20 protein-coding genes are annotated in these 14,932 nt (G+C 58.3%); all 20 read left to right on the plus strand.

Translation table 11 applies throughout. The features are described from left to right. Positions 1 to 50 precede the first annotated feature (50 nt). A complete protein-coding gene (gene malQ, locus DB51_RS02720) occupies positions 51 to 2,216 on the plus strand; it encodes a 4-alpha-glucanotransferase (protein ID WP_034251520.1) in 2,166 nt (721 codons plus the stop codon). Positions 2,217 to 2,430: 214 nt separating this feature from the next. Next, complete coding sequence (gene rplM, locus DB51_RS02725) at positions 2,431 to 2,880, plus strand: 50S ribosomal protein L13 (RefSeq protein WP_034251523.1); 450 nt, start codon at positions 2,431 to 2,433, stop codon at positions 2,878 to 2,880. Between the two features lie 20 nt (positions 2,881 to 2,900). Then, the gene (gene rpsI, locus DB51_RS02730) at positions 2,901 to 3,392 is read left to right on the plus strand and encodes a 30S ribosomal protein S9 (protein WP_033494720.1); all 492 of its coding nucleotides are present in this window, start codon (positions 2,901 to 2,903) and stop codon (positions 3,390 to 3,392) included. Between the two features lie 625 nt (positions 3,393 to 4,017). Continuing rightward, complete coding sequence (gene adhE / locus DB51_RS02735; RefSeq protein ID WP_034251526.1) at positions 4,018 to 6,738, plus strand: bifunctional acetaldehyde-CoA/alcohol dehydrogenase; 2,721 nt, start codon at positions 4,018 to 4,020, stop codon at positions 6,736 to 6,738. Positions 6,739 to 7,578: 840 nt separating this feature from the next. Beyond that, on the plus strand, positions 7,579 to 7,887 hold the full coding sequence (gene rpsJ, locus DB51_RS02745) for a 30S ribosomal protein S10 (RefSeq protein ID WP_003827292.1): 309 nt from the start codon (positions 7,579 to 7,581) through the stop codon (positions 7,885 to 7,887). 16 nt (positions 7,888 to 7,903) lie between these two features. Next, positions 7,904 to 8,557, plus strand: coding sequence for a 50S ribosomal protein L3 (rplC, locus tag DB51_RS02750; protein WP_034251532.1), 654 nt, complete (start codon positions 7,904 to 7,906; stop codon positions 8,555 to 8,557). Positions 8,558 to 8,562: 5 nt separating this feature from the next. Further along, positions 8,563 to 9,252 carry a 50S ribosomal protein L4 gene (gene rplD, locus DB51_RS02755; RefSeq protein WP_034251534.1) on the plus strand — a complete coding sequence of 230 codons (690 nt, stop codon included), beginning with the start codon at positions 8,563 to 8,565 and terminating at the stop codon, positions 9,250 to 9,252. A 5-nt stretch (positions 9,253 to 9,257) separates the two neighbouring features. Then, positions 9,258 to 9,554: a 50S ribosomal protein L23 gene (gene rplW, locus DB51_RS02760; protein WP_034251537.1), complete on the plus strand. Its 297-nt coding sequence runs from the start codon at positions 9,258 to 9,260 to the stop codon at positions 9,552 to 9,554. A gap of 33 nt (positions 9,555 to 9,587) precedes the next feature. Continuing rightward, positions 9,588 to 10,418, plus strand: a complete 831-nt coding sequence (gene rplB / locus DB51_RS02765) for a 50S ribosomal protein L2 (protein ID WP_034251540.1) — start codon at positions 9,588 to 9,590, stop codon at positions 10,416 to 10,418. A gap of 15 nt (positions 10,419 to 10,433) precedes the next feature. Continuing rightward, positions 10,434 to 10,712, plus strand: a complete 279-nt coding sequence (rpsS, locus tag DB51_RS02770) for a 30S ribosomal protein S19 (RefSeq protein ID WP_033494732.1) — start codon at positions 10,434 to 10,436, stop codon at positions 10,710 to 10,712. 21 nt (positions 10,713 to 10,733) lie between these two features. After that, the gene (gene rplV, locus DB51_RS02775) at positions 10,734 to 11,093 is read left to right on the plus strand and encodes a 50S ribosomal protein L22 (RefSeq protein WP_034251543.1); all 360 of its coding nucleotides are present in this window, start codon (positions 10,734 to 10,736) and stop codon (positions 11,091 to 11,093) included. After that, positions 11,093 to 11,905, plus strand: coding sequence for a 30S ribosomal protein S3 (rpsC, locus tag DB51_RS02780; RefSeq protein WP_034251546.1), 813 nt, complete (start codon positions 11,093 to 11,095; stop codon positions 11,903 to 11,905). The genes rplV and rpsC overlap by 1 nt, the downstream gene beginning before the upstream one ends. Positions 11,906 to 11,909: 4 nt before the next feature. Beyond that, positions 11,910 to 12,329, plus strand: coding sequence for a 50S ribosomal protein L16 (gene rplP, locus DB51_RS02785; protein WP_034251549.1), 420 nt, complete (start codon positions 11,910 to 11,912; stop codon positions 12,327 to 12,329). Beyond that, on the plus strand, positions 12,329 to 12,595 hold the full coding sequence (rpmC, locus tag DB51_RS02790; RefSeq protein WP_034251552.1) for a 50S ribosomal protein L29: 267 nt from the start codon (positions 12,329 to 12,331) through the stop codon (positions 12,593 to 12,595). The genes rplP and rpmC overlap by 1 nt, the downstream gene beginning before the upstream one ends. Before the next feature lie 2 nt (positions 12,596 to 12,597). Next, positions 12,598 to 12,864: a 30S ribosomal protein S17 gene (gene rpsQ / locus DB51_RS02795; RefSeq protein ID WP_033494742.1), complete on the plus strand. Its 267-nt coding sequence runs from the start codon at positions 12,598 to 12,600 to the stop codon at positions 12,862 to 12,864. A gap of 112 nt (positions 12,865 to 12,976) precedes the next feature. Then, on the plus strand, positions 12,977 to 13,345 hold the full coding sequence (rplN, locus tag DB51_RS02800; RefSeq protein ID WP_034251555.1) for a 50S ribosomal protein L14: 369 nt from the start codon (positions 12,977 to 12,979) through the stop codon (positions 13,343 to 13,345). Position 13,346: 1 nt separating this feature from the next. Then, the gene (gene rplX, locus DB51_RS02805) at positions 13,347 to 13,682 is read left to right on the plus strand and encodes a 50S ribosomal protein L24 (protein WP_034251558.1); all 336 of its coding nucleotides are present in this window, start codon (positions 13,347 to 13,349) and stop codon (positions 13,680 to 13,682) included. Continuing rightward, positions 13,679 to 14,251, plus strand: coding sequence for a 50S ribosomal protein L5 (gene rplE, locus DB51_RS02810; protein ID WP_034251561.1), 573 nt, complete (start codon positions 13,679 to 13,681; stop codon positions 14,249 to 14,251). The genes rplX and rplE overlap by 4 nt, the downstream gene beginning before the upstream one ends. 1 nt (position 14,252) lies before the next feature. After that, a complete protein-coding gene (locus tag DB51_RS02815) occupies positions 14,253 to 14,438 on the plus strand; it encodes a type Z 30S ribosomal protein S14 (RefSeq protein ID WP_033494748.1) in 186 nt (61 codons plus the stop codon). 85 nt (positions 14,439 to 14,523) lie between these two features. Further along, the gene (gene rpsH, locus DB51_RS02820; RefSeq protein ID WP_034251564.1) at positions 14,524 to 14,922 is read left to right on the plus strand and encodes a 30S ribosomal protein S8; all 399 of its coding nucleotides are present in this window, start codon (positions 14,524 to 14,526) and stop codon (positions 14,920 to 14,922) included. Positions 14,923 to 14,932: the final 10 nt, after the last annotated feature.

Raw genomic sequence — 14,932 nt, forward strand, 5'->3', positions numbered from 1 at the left:
GGTGGCGGCTGGTTGGTGCGCCTTGTGGGTGCTTGACTTACACTTGGGCTATGGAGCACGTAGAGAGTAACCAGCGGCTGCATCGACCGCTGATTGAACTGGCCAGAGCCGTCGGGCTGTCAACGAGTTATGTGGGCCAGAACGACGATTATCACGAAATCGAGGACGAGGTGCTGGTCGCGGCACTGAAGAGCCTGGGTTTCGAGGCATCTGACGCTAGTCAGGCCAGAGCCACGCTGAAAACGCTGCAGGATGCCCGTCATCGCGAACTGATTGAGCCCACCGTGTTCATGACGGCGGGAGAGGCATCCACGGTTCCGGTTCATGCGGGTGCTTTGGATATCCCCGCAGGAAGGATTATTCTCGAAAACGGTGAGGAATACCCCCGTTCTCTGATGCCTGCCAGTGGTGATGGCGCAGCCGCCTACCCTCTGGACGATGGATTCGTCGTCAATGCGGCCTTGGAGTTGCCCGCCGACCTTCCGGTCGGATACCACCGTCTCATCGTCACGGTGGGCGAGAGGGAGCAGACCTCGACGTTGATATGTGCTCCCCGTTCGATTCCGTGGGCGGTTCCGGAAGCGCAGATTCGCCCTTGGGGTTGGATGGCCCAGTTGTATTCCATACGCTCTCGCTCGTCTTGGGGCGTAGGTGATTTTGCCGACCTGGCACAGCTGCTGGTTCAGGCGAAGGGCCAGACCGGTGCGGACTTCGTATTGGTCAATCCGATGCACGCCGCCGAGCCGGTGTCACCGCTCACTCCGTCCCCCTATCTGCCGGTATCCCGGCGTCTGGTGAATTTCACGTATATTCGACCGCAGGCGATTCAGGAATATCAACTGCTCGGTGAGGAGTCGTTTGCACAGGTCAAGGCCGCCTACGAGGCCTGCCTGCCGTTGAACGACAATCCGGACCATATCGACCGGGACACGATGTGGAAGCACAAGATGCGTGCCTTGTGGCTGATATACAAGCTTGGTCGCTCCGTGGAGCGGCAGCGTGAATTCGCCGATTATGTGACGACGTGCGGAGATGACCTCGAAGCTTATGCAACATGGTGCCTGGCCTACGACAAGTGGGGTGCTCCGAGCGAGAAGCCGGACTCGTGGGTCAACCGCTTCGGCAAGGACAGCGGGGAAATCAAAGTTCTGCGTGAGCAATACCCGGATACATTGGACTTCTACCGATGGATGGAATGGATAGCCACGCAGCAGCTTGACGAGGCGCAGCGGCAGGCGGAACATGTGGGTATGCGTATCGGCGTGATGTCGGATATGGCCGTCGGCGTTCACCCTCAGGGGGCTGAGGTCTGGTGGAATCCGGACAGATACGTCAAGGGCGTCACGGTGGGGGCGCCTCCTGATTACTTCAATCAACAAGGGCAGAACTGGAGCCAGCCGCCTTTGAATCCAGTGGAGCTGGAACGCACAGGGTATCTCAGCTACCGCAACATGGTGCACGGCATGTTCGCGCATGCGGGAGCGTTGCGAATCGACCATATCCTGGGTCTGTTCAGATTGTGGTGGATTCCTGCCGGGATGAGTGCCGTGCAGGGCGTGTATGTCAACTACCGTTCCGAGGCGATGCTGGGCATTCTGGCTATTGAGGCAAGTCGTGTGAACGGCATCGTCGTCGGCGAGGACCTTGGCGTGGTACCGCAATACGTGGCCGATTCACTGATTCGGCACGAGGTGCTGGGATGCGTGGTCGAGTGGTTCGAGCAGCGCAACGGGAAATTCCGCGCTCCGTCCCAGTGGAGGGAGTGCGCCCTCGCTTCTGTGAACACGCATGATATGCCGCCGGATGCAGGGTATCTCAATTACGAGCATGTCGAACTGCACAAACGGCTCGGTTTGCTGACGGGGACCGCCGAGGATTTCATGGCATCCGCAGTAGCTGAGCAGAAGGCGATGATGTCGATGCTGGTCGAGGGCGGTTTCCTGAATGAGGATGAGGTGAAGAACAGGACCGTGGGCGAGCAGCAGATAGTCGAGGCCCAGTACAAGGCGCTGACGGCTTCTTCCTGCAAACTGCTGGCTGCTGCGCTGACGGACGGTGTGGGGGAGCGGCGTGCGCAGAACCAGCCCGGGACGAATAACGAGTATCCGAACTGGAGAATTCCCCTTGGGGATTCCGAAGCGAAGAACGTGCTTCTGGAAGATTTGTTCACCAACAAGCGCCTGCAGTCTCTGGCGGCGATTATGCGCACGGCCTGAATCGGATACGCGGCTGATGACACGGTGGACTTTGACAGTGAGCGAGTAAGCGTTATAGTAGAGGATTGTTGTGTTTCCCTCAGGGGTCCTCGAAGCGTTTCCCACTCGCCCATAGGACTTTCAGGGAGCCCACGGATAATGAGGCTTCTCATGGCGAACGTAATGGTTTGCCTAATGTGAAGCCCGGAACACAATGCAAAGAAAAGGTTGAACTGTGAAGACTTTCACGCCTAAACCAGCCGATTTGACCCATGACTGGTACATCGTCGACGCCACTGATGTGGTGCTTGGCCGTCTGGCCACCCAGGTTGCAATCCTGCTGCGTGGCAAGAACAAACCGACTTTCGCGCCTCACGCCGATTCGGGTAACCATGTGATCGTAGTCAACGCTTCCAAGGTTGCGTTGACCGGCGACAAGCTCGGCAAAGAGCTGTACACACATTCCGGTCGCCCTGGTGGTCTGCGTGCGGACAGCTACGGTGATTTGATGCAGAAGAACCCTGAGCGCATCGTTCGCGAAGCAATCAAGGGCATGCTGCCGAAGAACCGTCTTTCCAAGGTTCAGATGGACCGCCTCCGCATCTTCGCGGGCGAGGACCATCCGCACACCCCTCAGAAGCCAGTCCAATTTGAGATCGCTCAGATCTCACAGCAGGCCAAGTAGGACCGAAGGAGAATACTGACATGGCAGATCAAAGCAATGACTCCGCAGTCCTCGAGGGCGAAGAGGAACTGACTTCGTACACTTCCGAGACCAACGCGGGTGCAGGTACCGGCACCTCCGCTATCGCTCCTGGCTATGGCACGGGTCGTCGTAAGGAAGCCATCGCACGCGTCCGCCTCACCCCGGGTGAAGGCAAGTGGACCGTCAATGGCCGTACTTTGGAAGAATACTTCCCAAGCCGTTTGCAGCAGCGTGAGGTGAATTCACCTATCGTCCTGCTCAAGCTTGAGGGCAAATTCGATGTGCAGGTTCTCGTCGATGGCGGCGGCACGACCGGTCAGGCCGGAGCGATCCGTCTTGGCGTGGCACGTGCACTGAACGCCATTGACCGTGATGCAAACCGCGCAGCACTTAAGAAGTCAGGATTCCTGACTCGTGATGCTCGTGCAGTCGAGCGCAAGAAGGCCGGTCTGCACAAGGCACGCCGCGCGCCTCAGTTCTCAAAGCGCTAAACGCTGTTTTCCCGCCACGGTGTTTCAGTGGTGGTGGCGAAAGCCCGAAACTTCGGTTTCGGGCTTTTTGCGTTTCTGCACCGCTGCTTTCCTTGGTAGTTTCGATGTGTTGCTGGTGCTCTGTTGCGCCCGCCCGTTCAGTGTGTTTTCGACGAAGCAACCACGGCGATGCACGCGCCGTCGCGTAATAATGACGGTTTTTTCGTCATCAATGCCGTTTGTGTGGGGATTTCTCGCAACTCGACGAGTATGGGACGCATGATTCTGCCAAATTTCAATGTTGACGGCCCCTTAGTACTCAACAATCCCTACACAAACGATCGTTCCTCCGAGGTTGGTGGACCTGATGTTCATATATGCGCATAAATGTTCAACCGGCAAACAATAAAGACACAAAATGACAAGCAAACCCACATGACACGCTCAGATTCCTCATGTCGTGAACAGAAATTGTTCTGGTACGCCCTCTACGCTAAATTGTGATGCAAGTCACAGTTTTGAGAACTGATGATACGAACTCCACAACAACGATATGCCGTCCGAGCATGTCGTCATCAGGATTCGTGGCCTTTGCTTTCTGCACGTCCAAGGAGGACCCGTGGTTACAGCCAAGAACAGAACAACAGTGAATACGGTAGCGGCCAAAACAGCGCCGGCTGCAACCCCCGAACCGTCTGATGCCGAGCGCGAGGTCGATGCGCTGGTTTCCCGAGGTCTGGTGGCGCTCAAGAAGTTTGAGAGGCTGAATCAGGAGCAGGTTGACCGCATCGTGGCGAAGGCGTCGATTGCGGCGTTGAATCAGCATCTGGTGCTGGCGAAGCTGGCGGTGGAGGAGACCGGTCGTGGTTTGGTCGAGGATAAGGCCACGAAGAACATCTTCGCGTGCGAGCATGTGACGAACCATCTGGTCAAGCAGCGTACGGTGGGTGTCATCAGCGAGGATGACATCGATGGCATCGTTGAGGTCGCGGAGCCTGTGGGTGTGGTCGCGGGTGTGACCCCGGTGACGAATCCGACATCGACGGCGATTTTCAAGTCCTTGATTGCGTTGAAGACGCGTTGCCCGATTGTGTTCGGTTTCCATCCCTTCGCGCAGAAGTGTTCCGTTGCGGCGGCGCGTGTGGTGCGTGACGCGGCGATTGCTGCGGGTGCGCCCGAGGATTGCATCCAGTGGGTCGAGCATCCCTCGATTGAGGCGACGGGCGCGCTGATGAAGCATCCGGGCATCGCCACGATTCTGGCCACCGGTGGACCGGGCATGGTGAAGGCCGCGTATTCCTCGGGCAAGCCCGCCCTGGGTGTGGGTGCGGGCAACGCTCCGGCGTATGTGGACCGGAATGTGAACGTGAAGCGCGCGGTGAACGACCTGATTCTGTCGAAGCATTTCGATTACGGGATGATCTGCGCGACCGAGCAGGCCATTATCGCTCACGTCGACATCTATGACCGTCTGATTGCCGAGATGAAGCATCGGAAGGCCTATTTCGTGTCCGGCGACGAGAAGGCGAAGCTCGAGCAGTACATGTTCGGCTGCACCGCGTATTCGGGAGACAAGCCGAAGCTGAACTCCGTGGTGCCGGGCAAGTCCCCTCAGTACATCGCCGAGCAGGCCGGATTCTCCATTCCCGCCGATGCCACGATTCTGGCTGCGGAGTGCAAGGAAGTGGGCGAGATGGAGCCCCTGACGATGGAGAAGCTCGCCCCCGTGCAGGCTGTGCTCAAGGCCAAGGACAAGGACCACGCCTTCGTGATGTGCGAGCAGATGTTGGTACATGGTGCCGGGCACACCGCCGCCATCCATACGGATGACGAGGAGCTCGTGCGCGAGTACGGGCTGCGGATGCACGCGTGCCGCATCATCTGGAACCAGCCGAGCTCGCTGGGCGGCATCGGTGACATCTACAACGCCATCGCCCCGTCCCTGACCCTGGGCTGCGGCTCGTACGGCGGCAATTCCGTGTCCGGCAACGTGCAGGCCGTGAACCTGATCAACGTCAAACGCATCGCTCGGAGGAACAACAACATGCAGTGGTTCAAGATTCCCTCGAAGACCTATTTCGAAGCGAACGCGGTGCGCTACCTGCGCGACATGTACGGCATCCGCAAGGCCGTCATCGTGTGCGACAAGGTCATGGAGCAGCTTGGCATCGTCGACAAGGTCATCGACCAGCTGCGGGCGCGTCCCGAGCTGGTGACCTTCCGCATCATCGACTACGTCGAGCCGGAGCCCAGCGTGGAGACCGTCGAGCGTGGCGCGAAGATGATGCGCGAGGAGTTCGAGCCCGACACCATCATCGCCGTCGGCGGCGGCAGCCCGATGGACGCCGCGAAGATCATGTGGCTGCTGTACGAACACCCCGAGATCTCCTTCGCCGACGTGCGCGAGAAGTTCTTCGACATCCGCAAGCGGGCCTTCAAGATTCCACCGTTGGGCACCAAGGCCAAGCTGGTGTGCATCCCGACATCGTCCGGCACCGGCTCCGAGGTCACGCCCTTCGCGGTCATCACCGACCACAAGACCGGCTACAAGTACCCCATCACCGATTACGCGCTCACGCCCTCGGTCGCGATCGTTGACCCGGTGCTGGCGCGCACGCAGCCGCGCCGCCTGGCCTCGGACGCCGGCTTCGACGCGCTGACGCACACCTTCGAGGCCTACGCCTCGGTGTACGCCAACGACTTCACTGACGCGATGGCCCTGCACGGCGCGAAGCTCGTGTGGGACAACCTCGACAACGCGGTCAACAGCGAGGACCCAGAGACCAGGAAGGCCGCGCAGGAGAAGATGCACAACGCCGCCACCATGGCCGGCATGGCCTTCGGCTCCGCGTTCCTGGGCATGTGCCACGCGATGGCCCACACCATCGGCGCTTTGTGTCACATCGCGCACGGACGCACGAACTCCATTCTGCTGCCCTACGTGATTCGCTACAACGCCGAGGTCCCCGAGGAGCCCACGAGCTGGCCGAAGTACAGCGAGTACATCGCCGCGGAGCGCTATCAGGACATCGCCCGCAACCTCGGTCTCAAGTGCGACACCCCAGAGACCGCCGTCGAGGCCCTGGCCACCGCGGTGGAGGACTACCGTGACAACCGGCTCGGCATGGACCCCACCTTCCAGGCCGCCGGCGTGGACGAGGAGTACTTCTGGAGCGTTCTCGACCAGATCGGCATGCGCGCCTACGAGGACCAGTGCGCACCCGCGAATCCCCGCATCCCCCAAATCGAGGACATGAAGGACATCGCCATCGCCGCCTACTACGGCATCACTCAGGAGGCCGCACACGCCAAGCGCGTCGAGCGTGAAGGCGCCGCAGCCACCGAGGAAGCCTCCGAACGCGCCTGACGCCACCGGAATCACGCCAGGTCGCGCGCGATCATCGCATCGCGCGCGACCTTCGCATGCTTGGTGGCAGTGGGGCTAAATTCCATAACTGCACTAAAAGGACAGCAATATGGTGATATTTTCTCCGAAAAGCTGTCCTTTTAGTGCAGTTATCGTATTTGGTCCTTATAGGCTGAACCGTTAAACACACAGCCCAGTGGGCTGTGTGTAGGCGAAGTGAGCGCCCGCAAAGGGCGCGAAGAATCGCTGAAAGCGATTGATCAGCGAGGTGTAAACGAAACCGTCATGATAAGCGTTGGAGGCGAAGTGAGTGCCCGCAAAGGGCGCGAAGGGCTTGATATAAGTACGGCATCCGGGCGACACGCCCGCTGAGCCGTTATGCACGCAGCCCGGTGGGCTGTGTGTAGGCGAAGTGAGCGCCCGCAAAGGGCGCGAAGGGCTGAAATCAGTACGGCATCCGGGCGACACGCCCGCTGAGCCGTTATGCACGCAGCCCGGTGGGCTGTGTGTAGGCGAAGTGAGCGCCCGCAAAGGGCGCGAAGGGCTGAAATCAGTACGGCATCCGGGCGACACGCCCGGATTCTTCTAGGCCCCCCATGTGCTTTAATAGAGAAGTTGCCTGTTTTGGGCTCGCACTTTGTAATTAAAAAAGCGAGCGCGGCACAAGGAGCGTTGTAAATCAACTTGCAGCTTTTCTTGCATGGCCGTGCATTGATGTGGTCGGTTCGACGGACCAGCACCCGTAATTGGGTGTGATTCCCGAATAACCGCCTTGCATGAATGCCCTCTAGGAACAGGCTGGTAAACAGTATCTAAATCGCTAGGAAAGGGCGGACGGCAATGGCGGGACAGAAAATCCGCATCAGGCTTAAGTCCTATGACCATGAGGTCATCGACCAGTCGGCGAAGAAAATCGTCGAGACGGTGACGAACGCGGGAGCAACTGTTGTTGGCCCGGTTCCTCTGCCGACGGAGAAGAACGTGTTCTGTGTTATCCGTTCTCCCCATAAATACAAGGATTCCCGCGAGCATTTCGAGATGCGTACACATAAGCGTCTCATTGATATCGTCGATCCCACACCTAAGGCTGTGGATTCTTTGATGCATATCGACTTGCCTGCGGATGTCAACATCGAAATCAAGCTCTAGAGGGGAGGGAACCATCATGACTTCACAGAAGACAGAACGCACCGCGCTGCTCGGCAAGAAGCTGGGCATGTCGCAGGTCTGGGATGAGAATGGTTTCTTCGTCCCTGTGACGCTGGTGGATGTGTCCACCAACGTTGTCACCGCGGTGAAGACCGAAGAGACTGACGGTTACCAGGCGGTACAGATCGGCTACGGCCAGATCGACCCCACCAAGGTCACCAAGCCTCTTGCAGGTCATTTCGCCAAGGCCGGTGTCACTCCTCGTCGTCATCTCGTCGAGGTTCGCACCGACACCACCGGTTCATTCGAGCCCGGCCAGGAACTGACCGTCGAGCTGCTCCCTGAGGGAACAGAAGTCGACGTAACCGGAACCACCAAGGGCAAGGGCTTCGCCGGAACCATCAAGCGTTGGGGCTTCAAGTCCTACCGTCGTACACACGGTTCGCACAAAAACGAGCGTCGTCCCGGTTCAGTCGGGGCATGCGCAACGCCAGGCCGCATCCTCAAGGGGAAGCGCATGGCCGGTCGTATGGGTAACGACACCGCCACCGTGCAGAACCTGGTCATTGTTTCGGCTGACGCCGAGAGCGGCATACTCGCTATCAAGGGCGCTGTACCAGGGCCTGCAGGTAGCATCGTGGTCGTCCGTTCAGCAGTGAAGGGAGCCTGATTTTCATGGCAAGCAAAACTGAGAACGTCACAGTTCTGAACGTCACTGACGCCAAGGGTGCCTCCGCAGGTTCTGTGGATGTTCCCGAAGATATCTTCGGCATCGCTTCCGAAGACATTCAGGCTCACATTCCGCTGGTGCACCAGGTTGTTGTGGCTCAGTTGGCCGCTGCACGCCAGGGCACTCACTCGGTACGCACCCGCTCCACCATCTCCGGTGGCGGCAGGAAGCCATGGAAGCAGAAGGGCACGGGTCGTGCTCGTCAGGGCTCCATTCGCTCTCCTCAGTGGGCTGGCGGCGCTGTCGTTCACGGGCCTCAGCCACGTGACTACAGCCAGCGCACCCCGAAGAAGATGAAGGCAGCAGCACTGCGTTACGTGATTTCTGATCGCGCCAATGCGGGTCGTGTGCACGTCGTCGACTTCGGCATTGCTGACAAGCCTTCGACCAAGACGGCCAATGCCGTGTTGCTCCAGGTTGCCGAGAACCGTTTCTCAACCGTTGTCCTTTCACGCGAGAACGTGAACGAGTGGCTTTCCGTAAGGAACATCCCCACCGTACATGTAATCTTCGCCGATCAGCTCAACACGTATGACGTGGTGACAGCCGAGGATCTCGTTTTCTCCAAGGAAGGCCTTGCTGCTTTCGTTGAGGCGAAGACCGGTTCCAAGACCGAATCCGCTAAGGAGGCCTGATTTCCATGTCAGCTATCCACAAGCCATTGCACGATGTCATCATCAAGCCAGTAGTTTCTGAGAAGAGCTATGCAGGATCTGACCGCGGCCAGTACACCTTCGTGGTGGCCCCGACCGCAAACAAGGTTCAGATCAAGCAGGCGATTGAGCAGATCTTCAACGTCAAGGTGACGAACGTCAACACCCTTAACCGCGCCGGCAAGCGTCAGCGCACTCGTACCGGTTTCGGCCAGCGTGTTTCTCAGAAGCGCGCAATCGTGACCGTTGCCGAGGGTCAGACCATCGACATCTTCGGCAACTGAAGGCTAGCCGAGAAAGTTAGGAAGAACTAGATTATGGCTATCCGCACATACAAGCCGACGACCGCTGGTCGTCGCAACGCCTCGGTCTCGGATTTCGCTGAGATCACGCGTTCAACGCCTGAGAAGTCGCTGCTGAGGAAGCTCAGCAAGACCGGCGGGCGCAATTCATACGGGCGTATCACCAGCCGCCATCGCGGTGGCGGTCACAAGCGTCAGTACCGCTTGATTGATTTCAAGCGTTGGGACAAGGACGGCGTGCCAGCAAAGGTTGCTCATATCGAATATGACCCCAACCGTTCTGCTCGTATCGCACTGCTGCACTTCGCAGATGGTGAGAAGCGTTACATCGTCGCTCCTGAAGGCATTCATCAGGGTGATGTCATCGAGACCGGTGCCCAGGCTGATATCAAGCCCGGCAACAACCTGCCTCTGCGCAACATCCCGACTGGTACCGTCGTTCACGCCATCGAGCTTCGTCCTTTGGGCGGCGCGAAGATCGCTCGTTCAGCAGGCGCAGCAGTTCAGCTGGTCGCCAAGGATGGTGCTTTCGCTCAGCTGCGTATGCCCTCCGGCGAAATCAGGAACGTCGATGCCCGTTGCCGTGCAACGGTTGGCGAGGTCGGCAACTCCGATCACGCGAATCTTCAGCTCGGTAAGGCCGGACGTGCTCGCTGGGTAGGCAAGCGCCCGATCACCCGTGGTGAGTCCATGAACCCTGTCGACCATCCACATGGTGGCCGTACACGCGGTGGTAAGCCACCTGTGTCTCCTTGGGGTAAGGGTGAGGTTCGTACTCGTCATCCAAAGAAGGCTTCGAACAAGATGATTGTTCGTCGTCGTCCCAATGGCAAGAACCGCAAGTAAGGGAGTTTCGGAAAGATGACTCGTAGCATCAAGAAGGGCCCATTCGTTGACGCCCACTTGCAGAAGAAAGTCGACGATCAGAACGAGAAGGGCACGAAGAATGTCATCAAGACATGGTCGCGTCGTTCGATGATCACACCTGACTTCATTGGGCACACCTTCGCTGTCCATGATGGTCGCAAGCATGTGCCGGTGTTCGTCACCGAGTCCATGGTTGGCCACAAGCTCGGGGAGTTCGCCCCTACACGTACCTTCAAGGGTCACGTGAAGGATGACAAGAAAGCACGCCGCTGAGGCGAGGAAGAGTAGAGACACATGGAAGCTAAAGCTATCGCTCGTCACGTACGCGTGACGCCGCGCAAGGCTCGCCGCGTCGTCAACCTCATCCGAGGCAAGCAGGCGACCGAGGCGGTTACCGTTCTCAAGTTCGCTCCTCAGGATGCGGCTGTTCCCGTTCGCAAGGTTCTCGAAAGCGCCATTGCCAATGCCCGCGTCAAGGCGGACAAAGCCAATGAGCCTTTCCGCGAGAATGACCTTGTGGTCAGGGAGACATTCGTGGACGAGGGAGTAACCCTCAAGCGTTTCAGGGCTCGTGCCCAGGGACGTGCGGCGCGCATCAACAAGCGCACCAGCCACATCACAGTCATTGTCGCCGATAAGGAAGGAGCCCGATAATGGGACAGAAGATTAACCCCTTCGGGTACCGCCTCGGCATCACCGAGGATCACCGCAGCAAGTGGTTCTCCGATTCCAACAAGTCCGGTGAGCGTTACCGTGACTTCGTGCTGGAGGATGACAAGATCCGCAAGGCTATGAACAAGGATCTTGAGCGTGCAGGCGTATCCCGCATCATCATCGAGCGTACGAGGGATCGTGTGCGCGTGGACATCCACACCGCACGTCCGGGCATCGTCATTGGTCGCCGTGGTGCAGAAGCGGAGCGCGTTCGCGCGAAGCTCGAGAAGATGACGGGCAAGCAGGTCCAGCTCAACATCTTCGAAGTGAAGAACGCCACGATTGACGCTCAGTTGGTTGCTCAGGGAATTGCCGAGCAGTTGACCAACCGAGTGACTTTCCGCCGTGCAATGCGCAAGGCTCAGCAGGATGCCATGCGTGCAGGCGCCAAGGGTATCCGTATCAAGCTCGCCGGTCGTCTCGGCGGAGCCGAAATGAGCCGTTCGGAGTTTTACCGCGAGGGACGCGTTCCTCTGCAGACTCTCCGTGCACTCATTGATTACGGTTTCTTTGAAGCTCGTACCACGTACGGCCGCATCGGCGTCAAGGTATGGATTTACAAGGGTGACATGACCGAGCGCGAGTTCGAAGAGCAGCAGGCGCAACAGGGTGGCCGTCAGGGCCGTCGTGGTTCAGATCGCAGGCCGCGCAGAGGCTCACGTCCAGCAGAAGCTCAGTCTCAGCAGAGCGCGCCCAAGGGTGCAGCCACTGCAACCGAGTCGGCTCCTGCCGCAACGGAAGCAAAGGAGTGAGCGGATGCTTATCCCAAAGAGGACTAAATACCGCAAGCAGCATCGTCCTACACGTAGAGGCATGTCCAAGGGTGGCACCGAAATCGCTTTCGGCGATTACGGCATCCAGGCTCTGGCTCCCGCGTATGTGACCAACCGTCAGATCGAGGCGGCTCGTATCGCCATGACCCGCTACATCAAGCGTGGCGGTCGTGTGTGGATCACGATCTTCCCTGATCGTCCGTTGACCAAGCACGCTCTCGGCGCCCGAATGGGTTCCGGTAAGGGTGCTCCAGAGTTCTGGGTGGCGAATATCCATCCAGGCCGCGTAATGTTCGAGATCGGTGGCGTCACCGATGATATCGCTCGTGAGGCGCTGCGTCGTGCAATCGACAAGCTCCCCATGAAGTGCAGGATTATCGCACGTGAAGGCGGTGACATCTGATGTCAGTCGGAACAGCAGAATACACAATCAAGAATCTTGGCGAGAAGACCAACGTGGAGATTGAGGACTTCCTGAAGAAGTCCAAGGAGGAGCTGTTCAACCTCCGTTTCCAGTCGGCCACCAGTCAGCTCGACAACTCTGCACGTTTGAAGGCAGTGAAGCGTGACATCGCCAGGATGTACACCATTCTGCGCGAACGCGAACTGGGCATCAGCCCGGAGCCGGAAGCTGCAGAGTCCAAAACCAGCGAAGCTGAGGAGAAGTAAGCATGGCTGAGAAGCAAGAGCGCAACTTCCGCAAGGTTCGTCGTGGATACGTGGTGTCCGAAAAAGCGGACAAGACGGTCACGGTAGAACTCGAGCAGCGTTCGACCCACCCTCTGTATGGCAAGGTCGTCCGTTCAAATCGCACGGTCAAGGTTCATGACGAGCAAAACGCGGCGCATGTTGGCGACCTCGTGAGTATCATGGAAACTCGGCCCCTGAGCAAGACCAAGCGTTGGCGCCTCGAATCCATTGTGGAGCGCGCTAAGTAAACAAGTTCGGCAAGGCTCCGCATACACCCGGATGGTGCGTAGTAATCCCTTTGGGGGAGGATGGCGCACCATCCGAGTGTGTGGGGAGAACCAGCTCGGCTAAGGAGAATCAATGATTCAGCAGGAATCGCGGCTTCATGTCGCCGACAACACGGGTGCCAAGGAGATCTTGGCCATCCGAGTGCTCGGCGGATCGAAGCGACGCTATGCCGGCATTGGCGATGTGATCGTCGCCTCCGTCAAGGATGCAATCCCCGGCGGGTCGGTCAAGAAGGGCGAGGTGGTCAAGGCCGTCGTCGTCCGTACAGTAAAGGAACACCGTCGTAACGATGGTTCCTACATCAAGTTTGATGAGAATGCGGCCGTCATTCTCGGCTCCGGTCGTGAGCCGAAGGGCACTCGTATTTTCGGACCGGTCGGTCGTGAACTGCGTGACAAGCGCTTCATGAAGATCGTGTCTCTCGCACCGGAGGTGATCTGAGATGGTAGCCAAGATCAGAAAAGGCGATCAGGTCAAGGTCATCCGTGGCAAGGATCGCGGCAAGGAAGGCACTGTGTCCAGCGTGCTCTCCAACGACCGTCTGATTGTCGAGGGTGTGCAGATTGTTAAGAAGCATGTGCGTGCTACCCAGCAGGGTCAGCAGTCGGGAATCGTCTCCGTCGAGGCTCCGATTCACCGTTCGAACGTGATGCTTGTCGATCCCGAGACGAAAGCGCCTACCCGCGTGGGCGTGACCGTGAAGGAAGAGGCTCGCGATGGCAAGGTCAAGACCGTGCGTGTTCGCGTAGCCAAGAAATCAGGCAAGGAGCTGGCATGAGTGACACTACAGTTGAAGCACCTGCTCTCCCACGTTTGAAGCAGCAATACAACGATCAGATCGTAGCCGAGCTGGAGAAGGAATTCTCCTACTCTAACCCGATGCAGGTCGCTCGTATCGAGAAGGTCGTGGTCTCCATGGGTGTTGGCGCCGCGGCTCGCGACTCCAAGCTTATCGAGGGCGCAATCACGGATCTCACCAAGATCACCGGTCAGAAGCCGAAGGTCACCAAGGCCAAGAAGTCGGTCGCACAGTTCCATCTGCGTGAAGGTCAGGCCATTGGCGCGTACGTCACACTTCGTGGCGACCGCATGTGGGAGTTCCTGGATCGTCTGCTAAACCTGGCTCTGCCCCGTATCCGCGATTTCCGCGGCATCGACGGCAAGCAGTTCGACGGCAACGGCAACTACAACTTCGGTCTTACGGAACAGTCGATGTTCCATGAGATCGACCCTGATGAGATTGATCACCAGCGCGGTATGGATATCACCGTGGTGACCAGCACCAAGGATGACCAGGAAGCTCGCGTGCTGTTGAAGCACCTCGGCTTCCCTTTCAAGGAGAACTGATATGGCGAAAACCGCTCTGAAGAACAAAGCGGCCGCAAAGCCGAAGTTCAAGGTACGTGGCTACACGCGCTGCGAGGTCTGCGGTCGTCCTCATTCCGTATACCGCAAGTTCGGCTTGTGCCGCGTTTGCCTTCGCGAGAAGGCCCACCGTGGCGAACTGCCCGGCGTTACGAAGTCCAGTTGGTAAAGATCGACGCTGAAGGTCCGCGGTTCGAGCACTGAGTGCAGTGTGAGAGCGGCGGAAACCACCGCGAGGAAGGGCACAAGCCCACATGACAATGACAGATCCTATTGCAGACATGCTGACGCGTCTGCGTAATGCGAGTGCGGCAAAACACGAGACCGTGGATATGCCGTATTCCAAATTCAAAGCGAATATCGCACAGATTCTCAAGCGCGAAGGCTTCATCACTGACTTCTCCTCAAAAGAGGCGAAGGTCGGTCAGACTCTTGAACTGACCTTGAAGTATGGAGCACACGGAGAGCAGAGCATTCAGGGCATCAAGCGTGTCTCGAAGCCTGGTCTGCGTCGCTACGCGAAGTCTGATTCGCTGCCAATGCCTCTTGGAGGCCTTGGTATCGCTATTATCTCGACCAGTGCGGGATTGTTGACCCAAAAAGAGTGCCTCGACCGAGGCATCGGCGGCGAAATCGTCGCCTACGTGTGGTGAGAAAGGAGAG

It is taken from the genome of Bifidobacterium crudilactis, assembly GCF_000738005.1.
Lineage (GTDB): Bacteria > Actinomycetota > Actinomycetes > Actinomycetales > Bifidobacteriaceae > Bombiscardovia > Bombiscardovia crudilactis.